The organism is Actinoplanes sp. NPDC026623 (genome assembly GCF_040638275.1).
Taxonomy (GTDB): domain Bacteria; phylum Actinomycetota; class Actinomycetes; order Mycobacteriales; family Micromonosporaceae; genus Actinoplanes.
Window position 1 is genome coordinate 15,797 of sequence record NZ_JBEZXZ010000004.1, and the last position, 20,159, is coordinate 35,955.

Sequence of the window (20,159 nt, forward strand, 5' to 3'; positions counted from 1 at the left end):
GGGGGATAGAGCATGAGCCGGGAGCAGCCTGTCGGACCCGTGGACTACCGTCAGCACGTGCCTGAACAGCCAGTCCCGTCGCCGCCGCCCGCCGAGCCGGGTCCCGCCGACGCCGCCGTGCTGGACGCCGCCGCGGAGGCCGACTCCGGCAAATTCACCGTGCGGCTGACAAACTTCACCGGCCCGTTCGACCTGCTGCTGCAGCTCATCGGCAAGCACAAGCTCGACGTGACCGAGATCGCGCTGCACCAGGTCACCGACGACTTCATCGCCTACATCCGGGCCATGGGCGACGACTGGGACCTCGGCGAGACCAGCGAGTTCCTGCTGGTCGCCGCCACCCTGCTCGACCTCAAGGCGGCGCGCCTGCTGCCCGCCGCCGAGGTCGAGGACGAGGAGGACCTGGCCCTGCTGGAGGCCCGCGACCTGCTCTTCTCCCGTCTGCTGCAATACAAGGCCTACAAGGAGGCCGCGGCCGTCATCGCGGACCTGGAGGGGATCGGCGCACGGCGCTGGCCGCGCGCGGTCTCCCTGGAGCCTCGGTACGCGGAAGCCCTGCCCGATCTGGTGCTCGGCATCGGCGCGGAGCGGCTGCTCAAACTGGCGCTCAAGCAGTTCCTGCCCAAGCCGGGCCCGCCCGAGGTGTCGATCGCGCACATCCACCAGGTGCGGGTCAGCGTGCGCGAGCACGCGGCGCTGATCCGCGACCGGCTGCGCCGGGCCGGCTCCGCGACGTTCAGCCTGCTGATCGCCGACTGCGAGAACACCCTGGAGGTGGTGGCCCGGTTCCTGGCGCTGCTGGAGCTCTACCGCGAGGGGCTGGTGGAGTTCGACCAGCCGGTGTCGCTCGAGGAGATGACGGTCCGCTGGGTCGGCGGCGACCACATCGAGGGTGACCTCGACATCGACGACTACGAGGGCACCCCACCGGAGCCCGACACGGCGGCCACCGACCCCGACGATCTCGATGAGACGGCTTCGGGTGAGGTTGCCGGCTCCGATCCGGCGGAGCCCGAATTCGGCGCGGACGGCGGCTTCGACCGGGAAACCGCATCCACAGATTCAATCGACGAGGAACAGCGATGACCGACGAGCGACCCGAGTCCCTTGCCGCGCAGGCGGCGTCCTGGGTGCCGCCGTGGGAGCGCGCGCCGCGCCCACCCGACCAGGACTACGCGGACTCGCAGCGGGCCGCCGCGGCCGACGACTCCGATCCGGCGTCCGAGGCGCCGAATCCGGCTGAGGGTGGGACGAGGGTCTCGGCTGATGACGGCGACGACTCCGATTTCGCGTTCGGGGGGCCGAATCCGGCTGAGGGTGGGACGAGGGTCTCGGCTGAGCCGAGCCCGGCGGATGACGGGGACGACTCCGATTTCGCGTTTGAGGGGCCGAATCCGGCCGAGGGCGGGACCGGGGCGCCGGCCGAGCTGCCGCCGTTCCCGGGGGAGACCGGCGGCTCTTCGACCGTCGACGCGCCGCAGGAGCTGCCCGGCGAGGTGGAGCCGGAGCCGACCGAGGTCGGTGGCGGTCCCGAGCTACCGATGCCCGAGGCGGTCGCGGAGGCGGTCGAGCACGAGGACGGCTCGTCGCCGCTTGTCGACGCGCCGATGGCGGCTGACGTCCTCGACGCGGCCGCGGACGACGACGCCGAGGTGGAGCTGTCGATCACCGAGCTCGTGCCGGGGCCGGAGGACGACGAGCCGGCCGCGGAGGACCACGCTGGGCGGGACGGGGACGAGATCGCTTCGCCGGCCTCGCCGTCCGCTGAGGCGCTCTTCGCCGCGGATGCCGAGGTGGCGCAGGCGCGGCCCAGTTCGGGCATCCCCGCTCAGGGGCGTCGCCGCAAGGGCGACGGTGCTGCTTCTGCTCGGCCGTCACCCCGTACGGAAAAGGGAGATCCGGACCCGGAGCCGGAGCCGATGGAGGACGGCGAGCTGCGCGCGACCCTCGAGGCGATCCTGCTGGTGGTCGACGAGCCGGTGGCCGAGATGCAGCTCGCGCAGATCACCGAGCAGCCGGCCGAGCGGATCGGCGCCATGCTGGAGGACATCTCGGCGCGCTACACGGCGGCCGGGCACGGGTTCGACCTGCGGCGCGCGGCGGGTGGCTGGCGTCTCTACACCCGGCCGGAATATGCGCCGTATGTGGAGCGGTTTGTATTGGATGGGCAGTCTGTGAGGCTTACTCAGGCCGCCCTGGAGACACTCGCTGTAGTTGCTTACAAGCAGCCCGTAACCAGGTCGCGCATCTCGGCCATCCGCGGTGTGAACTGCGACGGCGTCATGCGTACGCTTAACACTCGCGGCCTCATCGAGGAATGCGGCACTGAGGGCGAGACCGGGGCATTCCTGTACCGCACCACGGCGCTGTTCCTGGAGAAGCTTGGCCTCAACTCGGTCGACCAGCTCCCGCCGCTGGCCCCGTTCCTACCCGACGACGTGGAAGAAGTGCTCGATGCCTCAGGCTGATCAGGATGCCTCCATACGGCTGCAGAAGATCCTCGCAACCGCAGGAGTCGGATCCCGCCGTGCCTGCGAAGACCTGATCTTCCGCCAGCGCGTGACCGTCAACGGCAGAATCGCCAAGCTCGGCGACAAGGTCGACCCCGCCACCGCGGAGATCCACGTCGACGGCTCCCGGATCATCACCGACACCAAACTGGTGTACCTGGCGATGAACAAGCCCCGCGGCGTGGTCTCGAGCATGGACGACGAGAAGGGCCGCAACGAGCTCTCCGACTTCCTCGGCAACTTCGAACAGCGGATCTTCCACGTCGGCCGGCTCGACGCCGACAGCGAGGGCCTGCTGCTGCTCACCAACGACGGCGCGCTCGCACACAAGCTGATGCACCCGTCCTACGGCATCTCCAAGACCTACCTGGCCGAGGTCGCCGGCCCGCTGCCGCGCAACGTCGGCCGCCGCCTGCTCGGCGGCGTCGAGCTCGAGGACGGCCCGGCCAAGGTCGACACGTTCAAGCTCATCGACGCGGTCGGCAAGAGCGCCCAGATCGAGATCACCCTGCACGAGGGCCGCAAGCACATCGTGCGCCGGATGATGGACGAGGTCGGCCACCCGGTCTCCCGCCTGGTCCGCACGGCCGTCGGCCCGATCCGCCTCGGTGACATGCGCCCCGGCGGCTTCCGGCGCCTGTCGAACGCCGAGGTCGGCGCCCTGTTCAAGGCCGTCGGCGACTGACGTTCGCGAGCCGGGCACAATAGGTCTTTGATTCTTCGGTCTTCATGGAGGTAACGGTGGCGCAAGCAGTGCGGCCCGAACGGTGTGTGGTGGCCGTCGACGGTCCCTCGGGATCGGGCAAGTCCACCGTCTCCCGTCGGCTCGCCACCGCGATCGACGGCATTTACCTCGACACCGGCGCGATGTACCGGGCGATCACCTGGGCGGTGCTGCAGGCCGGCGTCGACCTGCAGAACGCCGACGACGTGACGAAGATCGCCCGGGAGACCGACCTGTCGATCGGCACCGACCCGTCGGCGCCACACTTCGAGGCAAACGGTGTGGACGTCGACGCGGCCATCCGCGGCCCCGAGGTCACCGGCGCCGTCTCGGCCGTGGCCGCCGTCCCCGCCGTCCGCACGATGCTGGTCCAGCTCCAGCGGGCCATCATCGCCGGCGCGCCGCGGATCATCGTCGAAGGCCGCGACATCGCCGCCGTCGTGGCCCCCGACGCCGACCTGAAGGTCTACCTGACCGCCTCCGCCGCCGCACGCGCCCAGCGCCGCAGCGCCGAGGACGCGACCGACGTCGCCGCCACCGAGGCGGACCTGGCGCGCCGCGACAAGCTCGACTCGAGCCGGGCAGCCGACCCGCTCCGCCAAGCCTCAGACGCGACCACGCTCGACACCACGGGCATGGGCATCGACGAGGTAGTGGCGGAGCTCCTGAGCATGTTGAACAGCAAGGTGAGTCCGTGAGCGAGGCCCCTGATTTCGTGCTGGAATCCCCCGAGGACACCGTCCCCGAGGGCCCAGTCCCCGTCGTCGCCGTAGTCGGGCGACCCAACGTCGGCAAGTCGACGCTGGTCAACCGCATCATCGGCCGCCGCCAAGCGGTCGTCGAAGACAAGCCCGGCGTCACCCGCGACCGCGTGCCCTACGACGCCCAGTGGAACGGCCGCCGCTTCACCGTCGTCGACACCGGCGGCTGGGAACCCGACGCCAAGGACCGCGCCGCCGCCATCGCGGCGCAGGCCGAGATCGCCGTGCAGACCGCCGACGTCGTCATCTTCGTGGTCGACACCACCGTCGGCGCCACCGACGTGGACGAGAAGGCCGTCAAGATGCTGCGGCGCAGCCACAAGCCGGTCATCCTGGTCGCCAACAAGGCCGACAACCAGGCCATCGAGCTGGAGGCCGTCTCCCTGTGGAGCCTCGGCCTCGGCGAACCCTTCCCCATCTCCGCACTGCACGGCCGCGGCTCCGGCGACCTGCTCGACGCGATCCTCGCCGCCGTACCCCCCGCCCCGAAGATCATCGAAGGCGGCCCGCGCGGCCCCCGCCGGGTAGCCCTGGTCGGCCGCCCGAACGTCGGCAAATCCTCCCTGCTCAACCGCCTCGCCCGGGAAGAACGCGCGGTCGTCGACTCCGTGGCCGGCACCACCGTCGACCCCGTCGACAGCCTGGTCGAGATGGACGGCGACATCTGGCAGTTCGTCGACACCGCCGGCCTGCGCAAGCGCGTAAGCCACGCCTCCGGCACCGAGTACTACGCCTCCCTGCGCACCGCCGGCGCCGTCGAGGCCGCCGAGGTCGGCGTGGTCCTCCTGGACGCCGCAGAAGTCATCAGCGAACAGGACCAGCGGGTGCTGACCTCCGTGGTCGAGGCCGGCCGCGCCCTGGTCATCGCCTTCAACAAGTGGGACCTCGTCGACGACGACCGGCGAAACTACCTGGAGAAGGAGATCGACCGGGAACTCAAGCGCATCCCCTGGGCCATCCGAGTGAACATCTCGGCAAAGACCGGCCGCGCCGTCGACAAGCTGGCGCCGGCCATCCGCAAGGCCCTGGCAAGCTGGGAAAAGCGGATCCTCACCGGGGCGCTCAACCAGTGGCTGACGGCGCTGACCCAGGCCACCCCGCACCCGGTCCGGGGCGGCCGCGCACCGCGGATCATGTTCGCCACCCAGGCCGGGGTGGCCCCGCCGCGGTTCGTGCTCTTCACGACCGCGCCGCTGGATGCGGGCTACCAGCGGTTCGTGGAGCGCAAGCTTCGCGAGGAGTTCGGCTTTGAGGGCAGCCCGATCGAGGTGTCGGTTCGGCCGCGTAAGAAGCTGGGGCCCGGCGGGCGGGGCAAGGCGCACGGCTGACGCCGGCATGCCGGTGTGTGGCCGGGGTGAGGGTGTTGGTAGGCTGTTGAGGTTGCCGCGCACTGGGGTACCGGGGCGTGGCATCGGGCTGTAGCGCAGCTTGGTAGCGCACTTGACTGGGGGTCAAGGGGTCGCAGGTTCAAATCCTGTCAGCCCGACCAGTGTTTTGAAGCCGCTGATGAGGACGAAAATCCTGGTCAGCGGCTTTTTCTATCGATTGGCATCGAGCTCACAAGATCGCTCTAGTGGATCTTGTGGTCACGGGCGTGGTCACAGACAGGCCTACCGTGGATGAGGTCAGCTCAGCTCTGTGACCACGGGGGTACCCCAGATGACCGTCGGCTCGTACCAAACTTCCACCAAGACTCTCTGGTTCTTCGTCATCGATCTGCCTCCCGGCGACGACGGGAGGCGACGCCAACACAAGCGACGAGGCTTTCCCAGCGAGACCGCGGCCGAGAAGGCCGAAACCGAAGCACGCAAGGCGTTCGGCGAGGCTGCGATCGGCGCGGACGGCAGTGTCGCCGCCGAGCTTTCCGGCTGGCTGTCGGAGCGGGAGCTCGATATTGAAGAAACCACTCTGGACAACTACCGCAATCTGTTCCGGATGTATGTGATCCCGCACATCGGCGGTCGGCAGCTCTACAGCCTCGACAAGCGCGTCGTCCAGGACATGTACAAGACGCTCGTGAAAGAAGGCGGCAACGGCAAGAAGCCGTTGTCGGAGACGACCGTCCGGACTGTGCACCGGGTGTTGATGAAGGCGTTCAAAGACCTCGGGATCGACCTCGGCGCGGTGCGGCAGCCGCGGCCGGCTCAACGCGAGGACCAAGGGCGCAAAGGCGTGTGGACGCCGAAGCAGTCGAAGCAGTTCCTTAAGTTTCATCGCGATGTTCGCCTGTATGCTGCGTGGGCTCTCGCGGTGGTCGCTGGAACTCGGCGCGGTGAAATCGCCGGCTTGAAGTGGTCGAAGGTCGATCTCGACAACGGGATCGTTTACATCCACTGGCAGCGCACGATTTCCGGTAACAAGGTCATGGAGAAGGCGCCGAAGGGCAAGAGCCGTCGCGCGATCGCGATCGGCCCTGCAATGGTCCGGGTTCTTCGTGAGCACAAAGCTCGCCAGGACAAGGAGAAGGCGGCCGCCGGGCTGCTTTACCACGATCACGGCTGGGTCTTTCCTCGCGAGGATGGCGAGCCCTATTACCCGCGCTACTACACCGACCAGTGGGAGAACGCCTGCATGGCGGCTGGCGTACCGGTGATCGTGCTGCACGATGCCCGGCATACCTCGGCCACGGCGGGAGCGGACGCGGGTGTTCCGGAGCACGTGATGCAGAAGCGGCTCGGTCACGCCGACGCCCGGACCACGCGGGAGGTCTACACCCACGTCTTGCCCGAGAGCGAACGCAAAGCTGCGGAGCTGATGGACTCCGCGCTCGGCGAAGAAGCCGCTTAACGACCCCGGGGCGTGTACGGGCCTCGGCCGTCAGCGGGCCGGGGCCGAACAGTAGAAGACAGCCCCGGACAACTGCCCCTGTCGTGCTCGTTGTGGTGCGCTCTATCAAGGAGCAGATCTCCCTGCTGGTCCCAAATTGTCACGAGCAATACGGGCTGCGGGGAGCGCGACAACGGCAAGGGGGACCGGATGGCCAAACGCGCATGGACGGTGGCGCAGGTACGAGAGCTCGGAATGGCGACGGATATTGAGACGGCGGCTTCGGTGCTGGGCATCGGCCGGACCACCGCCTACACGCTGGCGCGGTCCGGCGACTTCCCCGCGCCCCTCATCCGGATTGGCCGGCGCTACGTCGTGTCCGTCGAGGGCCTACTGACGGTCCTTGGCGCGACCGGCGCGGCCCGGCCGGTAGACGACGGAGTTCCCTCGCACGGATGAATCGCCGCAAGGTTCGAAGAGCGGGCATCGACGTGACTCGCTCATGAGAGAAAGGATGGACAGATGAGTGACTCGCAGGCTCACGAGCCCGAGGTCGACTGGCGCAAATGGACCATGGATCACGCGAAGCTGATCCGCGCCTTCGAACCGGCAACCTTCGCCACGGACGGCGACGAGGAAACGCCGCTGCTAGCCGCGGGAGCGCTGGTCATGGCTGCTACGTCGATCATCGACGAGCTGTTCCAGGACATCGAGACGTTGGCCCGAGACGGCGGCGGCAGCATTGCTGACAGCGAGGGCGCCTACTTCGTCCTCGAGGACCTACCCAGGCGATTCGCCCACCAGTACAACGGGCGCTTCGCTCGCAACTTCCACGTCGCGACCGTCATGATCACCGGCCGGTGGTCTGCGGAGCAGTGGATGCCGCCGGCGTCGGTCGGGGAGGCTCTGGCGCTGTTCCTTGTCATCCGGCGAGCGCAGTACCTGCTCGTGGACCACGGACTCGTCGACCGCGAACAGGCCCGGGAGCTCTACCTCGGGTTTGAGGACGCTGCATTCGAGGACGTGGACCACGAATGGCTTTACCGGGCGGACATGGACGGCTTCGAGAACGACGAAAAGTTCGCTGCTCGGTTTGGCTCAACGGACATGCGCGTTCAGTCGTGGTTCCAGCCCACCGGCGACGGGCCGGCCCACGTGCACGCCTTCTCGATCGAGTTAAAGGCGCCAGAGCAAGCCTGACGCCGGGCGGCTACTGCGTAATGAAGGGCTGCGCCGAGTGCATCGAATCGGGGCGAGGGAGGGGGTGGGGGAGGGGCTGCCGAGTTCTAGAATGGACGGAAGCCCCTTGCCTCCACGGCGTGCGCCGGCAACGACCGGCACACTGGCAGTGTGGGGGTCAGGGGGTGCGCGACCGGCTTATATTCGCTCATCTCAATGGCTTTGGTGCGCTTGATGTGCGCGTTTTTATTCTTGCGGCGAGCTGCACGAATTCCAAACACTTGACGCGATGATCTAAAACCCAGGTTCCTAGGACGCTTTACAGGCTGTGCTTACCTCGTGGTTTCGCCGAGATCATTCCTGCCGTGGCCGGCAGGGGACATGACATCGAAGGGAAGCCTCTGCCGACCCCTGCCCGGATCCGCTACTCGAGTTCGGAAGCGTCGATGCGGGCTTGGAGCTGGGCGTGTTCGGCGAGCAGGTAGAGCAGGTTGGCGCCGTCGATGAGTTCGATCGGTTTGCCGGACGCGAATTCGTATGAGGTGGGTCCGTAGCCGCTGGTGGTGACGAGGATGCCCTTGGAGGCTCCTTCGTTCTGCAGGGTGCCGAACAGGTCGCGGACGGCGGACACGTCAACGGTGTTCTTGTATCGCTTGGCCTGGATGACGACCTTGCCGCCGAAGATCGGGCGAGGGTCGTAGGCGACGCAGTCGACGCCGCCGTCGCGGGAGGCCCGGGTCTGTTTGGTGTCCAGGCCCATCTTGGCGAACAGGTTCTGGATCAGCGATTCGAACTCGTACGGGTTCAAGCGCAGCAGGTTGGGGCGTTCATCGAGGTCGGCCAGGACATCGACCTCGTCGATGAACCGCTTGTCGACCATGTCGAACTCCAGAACCGGCCGGACCGGCGCGAGCTCTTCGGGACGTTTGGACACCGAGGCGCTGAGGTGTTGCAGGCACGCGGCCGGGTCGACCTTGGCCAGGTTGATCGTCGTGAACTGATTGCGGGTGGTGCGCAGGGTGACCAGGCACGGGCGGACGGCTTGGCCGGTGCGCGGGTCGGTGGTGTCCACGACGCCGTTGAACACCACGGTATCGACCAGGCCGGTGCGGTCGGCCTCGAAAAGCTCATGCACGGTCCGGAGGGTGACCTGGGTGACCACGGAGGTGTAGCGCTCGCGGATGTCCTTGGCCGGCCGGGCGGTGGAGGTGATCTCGTCGCGGGTCTTGACGTACCGATGGTCCTTGACCGCCGGCACGACATCCAGGGTGGGCAGCTCGTACTCGGCAACCAGCTGCCGGGACTCGGGCACATAGGCGACGCGGTACTGCTGGGGGAAGTCGTCGGGGTAGACCGAGTTCGCGAGGACCATGCCGAAGTAGTCGACGACAGCCTGCGGATCCCCGGCGGCGAACGCTGCCGCGAACCGGTCGATCTCTGCGTTCTGGGCGGCGGCCTCGGCTTCGACGCGCTGGCAGTGCTGCTGGTATTGCTGGTGAACTGCGGCGAGCCGGCGCTGCCGGTCTGCCTCGGCGGCGGCGTGCTGACCTTGGGCCTGCTGGAACTGGGTTTGGGCGGCCGCGAGCTGCTGCTGGTACTTGCCCTGGCCGCCGAACATCTTGCCGAGGCCGGTCGGTGCGGGTGGTTCGAAGCGCCGCCAGTCCGGTCCCGGGATCGGCTGGGCCAGCTGGCCCGGGTTGAACGGGGGATGCTGGACCCGTTTCCTCAACCGGGTGAAGTCGATGTGGTCGTCGACCTCGAGGGTGGAGTGCAGCAGCTGTTCGAGCTCTTCGAGGTGGGCTTGGATGTCGGCGTTGTCGGCGGCGACCTCGGCCGCACGGGCCTCGAGGTAGAGGCGTTTACGGTCGCGTTCGTCGGCCACGGCGGCTCGCTGCGCGGCGCGGGTGGCCTGTTCGGCGGCCCGGCGCATCGCGGTTTGCTGGCGGACGTACGCCGTCTGGGCCTGCTGAGCTGCCCGGATCTGCCGGGCGTGCTCGCGCTGCATGGAAGCGATGATGCCTTTACGCCGAGCCAACGAATCCTCCCGCGTCACGTGCGAACGCGGAGCACATTACCGTCCCGAAACTCCAAAGTGTAATCAGCCGAACCGCCTACGTGATCGCCGTAGAGAAGTCGACCGCCTATCGGAGCTACCGGATCGGGGGAGCGGGGAGCCGCTCGTCGAGGGCTTGAAGCCGGTCACGTTCACCATGAGGCAGCAGGGGACCGTAGGTATCGAACGTCGTCTTGATCGACGCATGCCCCAGCCGCAGCTGGATCATGTAGAAGTCCCAGCCGGCCGCGATCAGATACGCCACGTGCGAATGCCGCAGGTCATGAAACCGCGGCGCCGCATGCAGCCGGGCCGGGCATCCGCAGGCCGAGACCGCCAGAGGGTCCGCCTTCTCCACGGTTTCGGGGAGCGGCGGATGCAGATCGCAGCGCTGCGCCGCGGCGACGGCGAGCCGCCAGTACCGGTACCGCATGTTCCCGGCATCCCACGGGCCGCCTTCGGGCGCGGAGAAGACCAACGCGCTCGGCTGTTTCCCGTCGACCAGCTCGGCGAACAGCGCGGCGGTCTGCGGTGACAGCAGGACCGAGCGCCGCGACTTCGACGTCTTGACCGGCCCGAGCTCACCGGTGCGCGACAAAGCCTGCTCGACCCGCACCGCCGGGCTCGACCCGTCCAAGCACACGTGACCGGCGTGCAAGCCGAGCAACTCACCCAGGCGCATCCCCGTACCGAGCGCTGCCAGCACCAGAGGCCGCAGCGCCGGCCGGCAGGCTCCGAGCAGGACGCTCGCCTGCCCGCGATCAAGCAGGCACGCCTGCCAGGCGACGATGCGGGGCAGGCCGTTGCTGCGCTGCCCGTCAGGGCGGCGCATCGGATTGTCCGGCCGATACAACGGGACCGCATCGCGCAGCACCTGGCTGAGCACCGCCCAATGCTTGCGAACACTGGCCGGCCGCAGCTGCTGAGCGAGGGCAGCCTTCCACGGGTCGAGGTGATCGTGGCGGCTGATGTCGCCGACCCGCAGATCACCCAGATCGCGGACGACCCGGCGGCGCAACAGCTGCGCGTACTCGTCATGAGTGCTGGCGGCGACGTCGATCTTCATCCGGATCCAGTGCTCGATCCAGTCCCGCAACAGCGGCGTCGCCGTGCGCTCCACACCAGGGGAGCCGGGGTCGATCGCCGCGTACACCTGGGCGCTGGTGACCTGATGATGTCGCGACTCGATGTAGTACTTCGCCGCGATCGCCTTGACGGCGGCCGGCTCGCGGAACGTGCAGCACTGGTGGTGGCCGTCGAACCGCCACCGCAGCAGGACCGAGGTTCCTCGTTGCGTCATAGATGTCATGACCCGAGCGTTCCTCGCAGATGCAGTGTGTCGTGTAAACCGATCGAGGTCTGTCGCCCGTCATGGGGACCGTCATCCCCGATCTTTACCACCAGCGTATGAACCGGGCTTTCTCCTTCGAGCATCCCCGCCGCGTTGGCCGCCTCCTTCTCAAGGCACGCCACCGGCCAGCTGGTGTTATCCGCCCCGCGGCGGCCGTATGCTCGCCGCCATGGGTCAACGGCGACGGCGATTCACCATCAAAGCCGAGGTGACGGTCGAGGTCACCGACGAGGCGAGCCTCCAGCAGGCCGCCCTTGAACAGGTCAAAGCCGTGCAGTTCTTACCCGAGGCCGACCGCAGCCCAGACGAAATCCGGGCCGCCACCTTCGACGAGATCAGCAAAGACGCCTCGGCAGCACTCGATTGGGTGACCGACGCCCACGCCATGGTCATGACCGACGACGGCGTCGAGATCCTCGCCTCCCACCATTCGATCACCGACGAAGACCACGACGAAGATGCCGGCGACGAACCGGACTTCGCGACCTTGTTCCCGCTGTGCCACTGCGGAGCCGACGACTGCGACGCCTGCTCGGGCTATCAGCTGACACCCCGCACCGCGGCCGCGTTGTGGGCGGTGGCACAGATCCACGCCGACTTCGCCTACGACGACGTCCAGCACCACGGCGACGATCCCGTCACCGACGACAGCACCTGGGCCGCATTCAGCGAATACCCGCGCATCACCTGGAACCAGGACGCCGTCTGGCGACGCCAGGCCGCCCGCGCCTTCGACGACCTGACCACCGACCTCGCCACCGGCCACCGACCCCAGCCGACCTGCCCGGGCGAGGAGATGGCCCTGCACCTGATGCTGCGCTCAGCACAGGCCGCGATCGCCGACGGATGGGGCCCGACCCCGGACATGCTTGCGGCCCTGCCGAGGCATGACGACGACTACGACTGGGACCTAGCCCTGGAAGTCCTGCTCCAGGACAACGACATCCTCAGCCTATTCGACGAGCAGTACGACGGCATCGAAGACCCCGACACCGACGCCAACCGCCAGGCGGGCATGGGCGACTACCGGCCAGCGGCCTGGTTTCGCACCTTCAGCAACATGACACCTCGGGACGGCCGTCGACGCTTCCGTCGATGAAACCGGAAACCCGCCGCCGACCCCTGTGCCGAGGAGCGTCCCACGGTGGGTCATCGTCGGCGAGCAGCACGATGCGCTGGCCGCGACGGCACCTGCGTGCGATCGCCCGCTGCTCTCCCTCACTGGCCACGTACACCGTGACGCCAGCGAGCCGGTCCGCTACCTCACCGGTAATACGGGAGGCGACCGGACACACCACCGCCACAGCATGATGCCCGGCGAGGACCGACACACCCATCGCGTGCTCAAAATCCGCCGGCAGATGCCACGGCGGCGTCCCCATCTGCCCGGTCACCTGCCGGATCACCACCGGCGTTAGCCGCTCCTGCCGCTCCACAAGCGCGGCAAGGCGCTCCGCGTGCCGCTCGGCATCCGCCAGGCGCCGCCGTTCCAGCTGCGAGCGCTGCTGCTCCGCTTCATGCCTGGCCTGCTGCATCGCCGCGCGTTCGCCGGTGACCTGCGTGTCCGTGGCGCGTTGGGCGTCATGGACAGCCTCGGCGCGCCGCAGATATACCGGGCTGGTCCACCACCACCCGGCAGATCGACCTGTTCTGGCGTCATGCATGTTCCCGGCGGCCGGGAGGCGCACCCAGACGGCGGCATCGCGGCACACGAGCCCGACGAAGGCGTCCAGGTCCAGCGTGGCCGGCTCCCACCGCTCATGGCCTGGGCACGGCGGCGCCACCGGCAGATCGCGGTAACGCGAACAGGCGCCCGGCTGGCATCGGTCGACGTGCAGACGCACGAGGGGCGCAGCGACGCGGATGCTGCTGTACTCGACCTCCACGATGACCGCCGGCACCGCCGAAGCTACTGGCCGGTCGAACACCCACACGACCTCGACACCGTCACCGGTGTACCGCTCGGTCCGCGCGCGGGTGTCGTCGTCGTGCTGCCGCGCGAGCTGCGCCTCCCACACCACCCGCCGGCCACCGTCCGGTGAGGTCGCCAGCACATCGGCACGCCACCGGCCCTGCGGCCCGGTCGCCTCCAGCGTGGCGTGCCACCCGGCTCCACGAACTGCGGCGGCGATCGCGGATTTGAGCAGCCGATGATCTGCTGTCTCCCCGGTGAGCGGGCAGTCCGCACGCGCCGCGTCGTGCGCGAAGAACCGCAATCCGAGTGGCGACACCTTGGCGTGCATCGACTCGCCGCAGGCAGCACAGGTCAGGGTGACCCGCGGTCGTACCCGATGGATGCTCTCCCACGGCGCCCCGACACCGAGGTCGGCGCGAGTCGCATCGATGAGCCCGCCTAATCCCCGTGCCACCAATGGCATACAACGATAGTGCACAATGCGTAGACGATTGCGCTACGACGCGTGCACTATGCGAGGCGCTCAGCTTCACCGGGCACCGCTGCGCGCATCCACGAACATCCGCCGTCAGACTGCATGGAGCAGGCCAAATTGCCGGGGGAGCCCCGCGCGAACAAGTCGGGCCTACTGTGCTTGTTGCCATCGCGGAAGCAGCCCTCCCTGCCTGGCGACATGGGCGCACAGATCTCGGGGTAGATATCGGCCGGGAGCACCGTCGCCGACAGCAGACCAGAAGGGCCTCGATAGCCGCATGTGCCCACTGCCGGTGTGCCACACCAACGTTGGGTGCTCGGCCCGTAAGGCCCGAAGGGCGGCAGCGGCGAGTCCATGCCGCTGGTACGGCTCGGTCGTGTAAGGCTTGTCCACCCAGCCGATCTGGCAGTACGGGCAGATGACATATTCCACGACGAACGCCTGCCCGCCGTAAAGGTTCGCTTGCCGGCAGCGCCATCCGAAGTACCGGCCAGAGACGGTGTCCTGCCACGGTGTCCGCAACGTCGGCAGCTGGCCTACGGTGTACCGCGGTCGGCGGTCGATGTGGCCGCGGGTCAGGTGGTAGAGCGCGGAGCGCACGGGCGTGCGTCCCGAACACCGACCGACATCGGTATACGCCTGATCCCGCAACCGCTGAAGGTCGCGATCGAGATTCACTCGCATTTACCCCCATTTTTACTGCGCGCGTCTGACCGTGGCGCATGGCAGCTGCATTGAACGGTGCGATCAACCGGTTCCACGGGCGGGACGACGATTTTGGTCATGACGTAGACGCTCGATCTCCGTGTCGATGATGCCCTCTTGATCGACGTCGCTGATCTCGTAGTCGACGATGCTGGGGTCGGTCGCGCTGCTGTGGGCCCTTTTCGCGTCGCTGTCGTGCGCGTACGCCTGGAATAGTCTGCGCTTGTCGTGCAGGATCGCCTCGAGATGCTCGTCGACGGAACCCTTGGCCAGCAGCCGGTATACCTGCACCGAGCGGCCTGCCCCATCCGGTATACACGGCGAATGGCCTGCTCCTCGGTGGAGGGCTTGAGTGCGGGTTCGGTGAGCACGACCACGGACGCGGCTTGCAGGTTGATGCCTTCACCGATCGCTTGGATCTGCCCGATCAGCACAAAATGCCCGTGGTGCGCGGTGAATCGGTCGATCGCCTCCTGCCGCCGACCGGCTGGGGTTTTACCGGTGAGCAGCATCTGCGGGGACTTCGCCAAGGCAGCCGATACCGCTTCGATGACATCCAGGAACTGGGAGAAGATGACGACTTTCCAGCCCTCGGCGGCCGACTGGGCGACGATGTCGAGCAACCGGTCGATCTTGGCGGTGACGGTGCCGACAGGGGCGTAGGCGGCCCGGCGCATGTCGGGGAAGTGGCGGCGTGCCACCGCGTCGGCGTACACGCGTGCTTCGGCGGTGTCGAGTTCGACCCAGTCGTTCTCCTCGACCAGCTCCGGCAACTCCCGCAGCACATCTTCCTGGTTGCGCCGCAGGTACACCTGCGCGACGCGTTCACGGAAGCGCACCGGGTGGACGAAACCACGGTCTCGAGGGACGAGCGTGTGTGCCAGCTGCCGCTTTGGCGTGGGGAGCCTCGGCTGGATTCGTTTTAGCTGCTGCCGTCGCTCTCGTAGCTTTGAACGCCGTCCGTTGCCGGCAACAAACCCAAGAGCGGACTCGGCGCGCTCGGACGCCGGTCAGACACGGCGTGACCACCAAGCGTGACGGCTCGGTGGTCGGTGCGCATTATCGGCGGCAGAAGAGTGCATGTTCTTGCCGTTTGGCAGGCGCTTCGTCAGAACTCAGCTTCCGCCCTTTGCAATCCTCTTGCGAAGCTTTGCGGTCCCCGGAAAATCGGTCATCTTCGGTAGCCGGGGCGGCGACACAGCGTTATCAGCAGTTGGCCTCGAACTCGTTGTCTCCTTAGCATTCTTTTCTGCGGGCTCAGCGCCTTGCACCGCGAGAATCACGCCGAGAAGCGCGCCGATAGTAACCGTCATTGCATCTATCAGATGATCGACCCAATACCTAGTCCGAGAGTCCTCGAACGTCACACTGTACAGCGACTCATTTTTGATATTGTCCCAGCTAATTCCGTTCAAGGCATCATCGCGGGAGGTGGTCGGCAGGATCCGCACCAAGTCCGCCTTATCGCGAGGAAGCAATATAGAGAGTTTTACCGCCGGGGCTTCCGGATCATCAGGATTGCGCGGATATGGCGCAAGCTCGAATGGCGAAGGTATTCCATTGTCGAGCATTATGGAGAACGAACCTCGGCCCCACCCATCCCGCCGAAAGCCGGCCGTACCGGTATAGACTGCGACTACCGGCTCTGGTTCATCATCCCCATGCTTGAAAGGCAGAGGAGCGGTCATCACGCCAGCACTTAGACCTTCTATGGCACCTTGCGGAACAGAAAATTGGTCGTCCGGAAGCTGTGGGACCTTTGCGGCGCCGGTCGGGAGATCAATTCCCGCTTTGCATGAATGGGGGCCAACCGTGGCGGCGGTCACAGTAAGCATTGCATCGTATGTGTTGTCGGAATGCAAAGATAAATTCAGTTCAGGCGGTGCTGATAGTTCAATACTTGACCCTTCCGGGCAGTTAAATCCGACAGCGACGGCGGAGAATCGGTGCGGCCCGGATGGGAAATCCTTGTAAATCGCGAAACCCCCTACCGCACTGGCCACAAGCAGGAGGGTGAGAGCTGTCCACCTGATCAAAGACGCTGCGAGCTTCACATCTTTAGGATAGCAGCGATTTGGATTGTCCTTAGCCACTCTCCAGGGCACATCCCGTTAAGCCGGGCACCACGTGTCGGGGTGAGTCGGCGCATTATCATCGGCAGATCCGTGCACACGCCCGCTCGGTGTTCCATCGCAAACGGTGGCCTGCCTATCGGCCTGATCGGACCCAGGCCCGCGTGCGGTCCGCCACGCCGCGCTTCCGCGGCGGCCGACCGGACCCCCACGAATCTGCACCCCGGAAGTAGCGACAGCGCCAGCGCGATGGGCTGTCGTACCGCGACGTCGAGGAGCTGCTCGCCGAGCGGGGGATCGAGGTCGATCACGTGACGGTCTACCGGTGGGTGCAGCGGTTCACGCCGCTGTTGGCCGACGCGGCTCGGTTCGCTCGGCACTTGCCCGGTGACCGGTGGTTCGTTGACGAGACCTACGTGAAGGTCAACGGCGTGTGGCGCTACGTCTACCGGGCGGTCGACCAGCACGGACAGGTCATCGACGTGCTGCTGTCGGCCCGCCGGGACGCCGCGGCCGCTCGCCGGTTCTTCACGCGGGCGCTGCGGATGCTCAAGGTAATACCGACTGAGGTGGTCACCGATGCCGCGCCGGTTTACCCGGGCGTGCTGGACGAGCTGGTGCCCTCGGCGTGGCACCACGTCGAGCGGTACGCGAACAACCCGATAGAGGTCGATCACGGTCAACTCAGGCGCCGGCTGCGACCGATGCGCGGGCTACAGACTGATCGGACAGGGCAGGTGGTGATCGCCGGGCACGCGTTCCTGCAAAATCTGCGCCGCGGTCACTACGAACTCGGAGTCGACGCTCGCCCGGCTTTGCGGGTCGCTGCGGCGTTCACCGAACTCGCCCAAGCGATCTGACAACTGTCTGGCCGGGCTCAGCGTGTCCGCTGATCCCGCAACGCAACGGAGCCCCGAGGGCCGGCTCCGTCGCTGTGCGGACATCTTCCGGCCTCCCAGTGCAACGTCCTGGTATGAGGCGCCCCTCGGCTGGCCCCGTAGCTCCGAGGTGAGAGTGGCCGACTCGGCGAGCGTTCCGATCTCGACCCACGCTTGGCGGTCAGGGTGGCAGGCGCCGGCGTCCGACGCCGGCCACCACGGGGGCGTGCAGCAACGCCAAAGCGGCACTTCAGACGCGACCGTCATCTTCCCGCGGCCGTCCGGCCGCGCGGACCCTGCCCCCACCACGCCCGGGCGCCGTGAGATTCCGCCCCGTTGGGGGCACTCCTCCTCCGGAGCGACGTAGCGGGGGAGCGCAGCGCCTGCCGTCGAGAACACCACCTCGACAGAGGGCTTGTCGGGGCAGCCGCTCGAGGGGGACACCACTCCCCTCGAGGTGGGGACACCGCTCGGCGCCCGGGCCGACCGGTAGGCGCGCCGGTCGGGCCGTACCATCGGCGGTCGTATCCGGCCGGTCTGCGTCCCGGTGTTCCCCGGGCCAGGCGCGGACCGGCTGTCACCGTTCGCTCAGTCGCTGTGGACGTCGCGGGCGGCTGCCGCCCCGGCCCGGCGGATCCGGGTCACCGTTCCGGAGATCGCTTCCTGGATCTCCTCGGCAAGCAGCTGGGAGCTGCCCCCGGCCTCACGCAACTGCTGCAGACCCACCGCGCCGAGCACGGCGGCGCCCGTGAAGTAGCCCGCGGTCAGGCCCGCCGCGGCGAGTTTTCGCGGCAGAGAGGTTTCCAGGATGCGCAGTACGGTGGCCGACGCCGCCCCCGATGCCCAGAACGGCACAGCCAGCGGCCGCTCCGAGGAGGATCGCGCCCGAAGCGGCGGGACGGGCCGCTTCGACGAACTCCGTCCGTACCGTCTGCACCTCTTCCCGGCCACATCTGCCATGTCGCCGGCCAGCCGGTCCGCAGCGGACTGCTCGCAGCCGGGCCGGCCGGTGCCGCCCGCGGTGTTCGAGGTGGCTGCCCGCGCTCGTGCGGGCCGGCTGCCGTTGACGTGTCACGCCGGCGCCTCCATCGGGAGCGGTGTATTGGTCAAAGCCGGCGCGGGGTAGTGGGCGGGCATGACCGAGACGCGGATAGAAGAGCTGATGTCCCTGGAAGAGCGAGGATGGGCCGCCCTGTGCCGAGGCCAGGGCCGGGCCTTTTACGAGGTGATGCTGGCCGATGACGCCGTCGTCGTCGTGCCCGGCGCCTTGCTCGACAAGGCACAGACCTTGGTGTCCTGGGACGGTGCGCCCCCGTGGGAGTGGTACGACGTGGTGAAGCGCCACGTGGCGCAGCTGGGCGAGGCTGCCGTCGTGGTCTACGACGTCACCGCCTGCCGTCCCTTGGAGACGCCATACCGGGCGACGGCGTCGAGCACGTATGTGCGCCGTCCGCAAGGCTGGCGGCTCGTGCTGCATCAGCAGACGCCCTGGGCCTGACCAGCGGCGCCCCGTGGGCCTATCCGAGGATTTGCTCCAGCAGCAGGAACACGACCAGGGCGAGGAACAGGGCGCTGGTGACACAGGGCCGTTCGTCGCGTTCGTGCGCCTCGCGGAGGAGTTCCTCGAGGCGAGGAAGAGCAGGGAGACGGCGAGGAGTGATCGTGTTGCAGGGCGACGCCCAGCAGGAGGGCGTCGAGGGCGAAGTCGACCGCGAGGACGCCCAGGGAGGCGCCGCCGCCGCGGCGTTTCCAGGCTCCGGGACAGGTATTGCAGGCCCCCGTCATGAGGGCGGTGCCCGCGGCGATGCCGAGCGCGACGGCGTACGGCGAACGGTCCTCGATCCCGCCGAGCAGTTCGACGGCGATCAGGGTTATCAGGCCGCCGGTGGCGAAGTGCAGCAGGATGCTCCACTTCGTCGGGCCGGGCGGGCGCCAAGCGATCAGGGCGCGCTGGTCGGCACAGTGGCGGCGGGTGCCGGGGTGTACAGCAGCGCGATGATGAAGGCCGCATGGCTGTCGCTCTTCCCTGCGGGTGTGTACGCCAATCGCACGGATGCAACGGTTTGCGGCGCCGCACATCCAGCGCGGCTGGGCCGCCGGCGGTCACGCGGAGGAGGAGTCCTGGCAGCCGGTTCGGTGCTCGAAGAGGGTGTGCCCGTACCAGCATGCCGGTATTCAGTCGTGCTCCTGCACCACCTGCTCGGACCCGCACCTCAGGCGGCGGTAGGTGCCGGTCTCCGGGGCGGTGGTCCCCGCTTCCACGTGGAGCACGCCCTTGTCCACTTCCATGGGATCCTCCCTGACAGGCTCGGGTCAGGCCGGGTAGGCAATCGTGGTGAGCAGGGCGTTCTCGGCTTGCCGGGAGTCGAGTCGGGTGTGCTGTGCCACGACCGGACGGTCGCTGCGGATGACGCTGGCGTATGAGGTGTCCCGCGGTACCTCGGGGTCGCGCAGATCGTTGAAGCGCTGGTGGACGGTGCGGCGGGCCGGAACCGTCAGTTGCCATGGGCCGAGCGGTTCCGCGTCGGTCAGGAAGACCGTGATCTCGACGTGCGCGTCCTCGTCGCCGGTGTTGAGCAGGCACACCGTTTCGTGGCTGAGCATCTGCGGCTCCGGGCCGTTCGACGAACCGGGGATGTAGCCCTCCGCGATGACCCAGGTGGTGGCGCCGAGCGGATCCATTATCGACTCTCCTTCCGCGGTCGGGGCCGCACCCTACCCGGGCCTTCCGGACTCAAACGGGTGTGCTCTGATGCGGGATGGCCAGCGC

Annotated in this window: 17 protein-coding genes, 1 tRNA gene and 1 pseudogene; 12 read left to right on the plus strand and 7 right to left on the minus strand. The window is 67.7% G+C overall.

Annotation, left to right across the window (positions count from 1 at the left end):
* The first annotated feature begins 12 nt into the window (after window positions 1–12).
* The 9 genes from AB0F10_RS01975 to AB0F10_RS02015 all read left to right on the plus strand — a co-directional run bounded on the left by AB0F10_RS01975 (window position 13) and on the right by AB0F10_RS02015 (window position 7,961).
* Window positions 13–1,086, plus strand: a complete 1,074-nt coding sequence (locus AB0F10_RS01975; RefSeq protein WP_360619930.1) for a segregation/condensation protein A — start codon at window positions 13–15, stop codon at window positions 1,084–1,086.
* Between the two features lie 521 nt (window positions 1,087–1,607).
* On the plus strand, window positions 1,608–2,468 hold the full coding sequence (gene scpB / locus AB0F10_RS01980) for an SMC-Scp complex subunit ScpB (RefSeq protein WP_360620028.1): 861 nt from the start codon (window positions 1,608–1,610) through the stop codon (window positions 2,466–2,468).
* Entirely contained in the window at window positions 2,455–3,195 is a 741-nt protein-coding gene (locus AB0F10_RS01985) for a pseudouridine synthase (protein WP_360619931.1), read from the plus strand. The genes scpB and AB0F10_RS01985 overlap by 14 nt, the downstream gene beginning before the upstream one ends.
* A gap of 56 nt (window positions 3,196–3,251) precedes the next feature.
* Window positions 3,252–3,932: a (d)CMP kinase gene (cmk, locus tag AB0F10_RS01990; RefSeq protein ID WP_360619932.1), complete on the plus strand. Its 681-nt coding sequence runs from the start codon at window positions 3,252–3,254 to the stop codon at window positions 3,930–3,932.
* Window positions 3,929–5,323, plus strand: a complete 1,395-nt coding sequence (gene der / locus AB0F10_RS01995) for a ribosome biogenesis GTPase Der (protein ID WP_360619933.1) — start codon at window positions 3,929–3,931, stop codon at window positions 5,321–5,323. Before cmk ends, der begins: the two co-directional genes overlap by 4 nt.
* A gap of 84 nt (window positions 5,324–5,407) precedes the next feature.
* Window positions 5,408–5,484 (plus strand) — tRNA-Pro (locus tag AB0F10_RS02000).
* A 170-nt stretch (window positions 5,485–5,654) separates the two neighbouring features.
* A complete protein-coding gene (locus AB0F10_RS02005; RefSeq protein ID WP_360619934.1) occupies window positions 5,655–6,782 on the plus strand; it encodes a tyrosine-type recombinase/integrase in 1,128 nt (375 codons plus the stop codon).
* 189 nt (window positions 6,783–6,971) lie between these two features.
* The gene (locus tag AB0F10_RS02010; RefSeq protein ID WP_360619935.1) at window positions 6,972–7,220 is read left to right on the plus strand and encodes a helix-turn-helix domain-containing protein; all 249 of its coding nucleotides are present in this window, start codon (window positions 6,972–6,974) and stop codon (window positions 7,218–7,220) included.
* Window positions 7,221–7,283: 63 nt separating this feature from the next.
* Complete coding sequence (locus AB0F10_RS02015) at window positions 7,284–7,961, plus strand: hypothetical protein (protein WP_360619936.1); 678 nt, start codon at window positions 7,284–7,286, stop codon at window positions 7,959–7,961.
* Window positions 7,962–8,364: 403 nt separating this feature from the next.
* Here the strand turns inward: AB0F10_RS02015 and AB0F10_RS02020 are convergent, their stop codons facing one another.
* Together AB0F10_RS02020 and AB0F10_RS02025 are read right to left on the minus strand one after the other, a co-directional pair.
* Window positions 8,365–9,945, minus strand: a complete 1,581-nt coding sequence (locus AB0F10_RS02020; protein WP_360619937.1) for a restriction endonuclease — start codon at window positions 9,943–9,945, stop codon at window positions 8,365–8,367.
* Window positions 9,946–10,090: 145 nt separating this feature from the next.
* The gene (locus AB0F10_RS02025; protein ID WP_360619938.1) at window positions 10,091–11,146 is read right to left on the minus strand and encodes a site-specific integrase; all 1,056 of its coding nucleotides are present in this window, start codon (window positions 11,144–11,146) and stop codon (window positions 10,091–10,093) included.
* A 355-nt stretch (window positions 11,147–11,501) separates the two neighbouring features.
* Here AB0F10_RS02025 and AB0F10_RS02030 point away from each other — a divergent pair, with 355 nt between their 5' ends.
* Entirely contained in the window at window positions 11,502–12,443 is a 942-nt protein-coding gene (locus AB0F10_RS02030) for a hypothetical protein (RefSeq protein ID WP_360619939.1), read from the plus strand.
* Here the strand turns inward: AB0F10_RS02030 and AB0F10_RS02035 are convergent.
* The 3 genes from AB0F10_RS02035 to AB0F10_RS02045 form a co-directional block, all read right to left on the minus strand.
* Entirely contained in the window at window positions 12,397–13,587 is a 1,191-nt protein-coding gene (locus AB0F10_RS02035; protein ID WP_360619940.1) for a hypothetical protein, read from the minus strand. The two genes, AB0F10_RS02030 and AB0F10_RS02035, sit on opposite strands and share 47 nt — an antisense overlap.
* 821 nt (window positions 13,588–14,408) lie before the next feature.
* The gene (locus tag AB0F10_RS02040; RefSeq protein ID WP_360619941.1) at window positions 14,409–15,278 is read right to left on the minus strand and encodes a C-terminal helicase domain-containing protein; all 870 of its coding nucleotides are present in this window, start codon (window positions 15,276–15,278) and stop codon (window positions 14,409–14,411) included.
* A gap of 276 nt (window positions 15,279–15,554) precedes the next feature.
* On the minus strand, window positions 15,555–16,532 hold the full coding sequence (locus AB0F10_RS02045; RefSeq protein WP_360619942.1) for a hypothetical protein: 978 nt from the start codon (window positions 16,530–16,532) through the stop codon (window positions 15,555–15,557).
* 233 nt (window positions 16,533–16,765) lie between these two features.
* On the opposite strand from AB0F10_RS02045, the pseudogene AB0F10_RS02050 reads away from it, so the two are divergent.
* Window positions 16,766–17,371: pseudogene (locus AB0F10_RS02050) on the plus strand (IS6 family transposase); the annotation flags it as partial.
* Window positions 17,372–17,977: 606 nt separating this feature from the next.
* Here the strand turns inward: AB0F10_RS02050 and AB0F10_RS02055 are convergent.
* Window positions 17,978–18,244: a hypothetical protein gene (locus AB0F10_RS02055; RefSeq protein ID WP_360619943.1), complete on the minus strand. Its 267-nt coding sequence runs from the start codon at window positions 18,242–18,244 to the stop codon at window positions 17,978–17,980.
* 280 nt (window positions 18,245–18,524) lie between these two features.
* Between AB0F10_RS02055 and AB0F10_RS02060 the strand changes: the two genes are divergently transcribed.
* Window positions 18,525–18,887: a nuclear transport factor 2 family protein gene (locus AB0F10_RS02060; RefSeq protein ID WP_360619944.1), complete on the plus strand. Its 363-nt coding sequence runs from the start codon at window positions 18,525–18,527 to the stop codon at window positions 18,885–18,887.
* Between the two features lie 815 nt (window positions 18,888–19,702).
* Here AB0F10_RS02060 and AB0F10_RS02065 read toward each other — a convergent pair.
* On the minus strand, window positions 19,703–20,071 hold the full coding sequence (locus tag AB0F10_RS02065) for a sensory rhodopsin transducer (protein ID WP_360619945.1): 369 nt from the start codon (window positions 20,069–20,071) through the stop codon (window positions 19,703–19,705).
* Between the last annotated feature and the right edge of the window lie 88 nt (window positions 20,072–20,159).

What these genes read in the sequence shown, in the direction of transcription:
- AB0F10_RS01975 (WP_360619930.1), top strand. Translation starts at nt 13, where the DNA reads ATGAGCCGGGAGCAGCCTGTCGGACCCGTGGACTACCGTCAGCACGTG.
- scpB (WP_360620028.1), top strand. Translation starts at nt 1,608, where the DNA reads ATGGCGGCTGACGTCCTCGACGCGGCCGCGGACGACGACGCCGAGGTG.
- AB0F10_RS01985 (WP_360619931.1), top strand. Translation starts at nt 2,455, where the DNA reads ATGCCTCAGGCTGATCAGGATGCCTCCATACGGCTGCAGAAGATCCTC.
- AB0F10_RS02005 (WP_360619934.1), top strand. Translation starts at nt 5,655, where the DNA reads ATGACCGTCGGCTCGTACCAAACTTCCACCAAGACTCTCTGGTTCTTC.
- AB0F10_RS02010 (WP_360619935.1), top strand. Translation starts at nt 6,972, where the DNA reads ATGGCCAAACGCGCATGGACGGTGGCGCAGGTACGAGAGCTCGGAATG.
- AB0F10_RS02015 (WP_360619936.1), top strand. Translation starts at nt 7,284, where the DNA reads ATGAGTGACTCGCAGGCTCACGAGCCCGAGGTCGACTGGCGCAAATGG.
- AB0F10_RS02020 (WP_360619937.1), bottom strand. Translation starts at nt 9,945, where the DNA reads ATGCAGCGCGAGCACGCCCGGCAGATCCGGGCAGCTCAGCAGGCCCAG.
- AB0F10_RS02030 (WP_360619939.1), top strand. Translation starts at nt 11,502, where the DNA reads ATGCTCGCCGCCATGGGTCAACGGCGACGGCGATTCACCATCAAAGCC.
- AB0F10_RS02035 (WP_360619940.1), bottom strand. Translation starts at nt 13,587, where the DNA reads ATGCACGCCAAGGTGTCGCCACTCGGATTGCGGTTCTTCGCGCACGAC.
- AB0F10_RS02060 (WP_360619944.1), top strand. Translation starts at nt 18,525, where the DNA reads ATGACCGAGACGCGGATAGAAGAGCTGATGTCCCTGGAAGAGCGAGGA.
- AB0F10_RS02065 (WP_360619945.1), bottom strand. Translation starts at nt 20,071, where the DNA reads ATGGATCCGCTCGGCGCCACCACCTGGGTCATCGCGGAGGGCTACATC.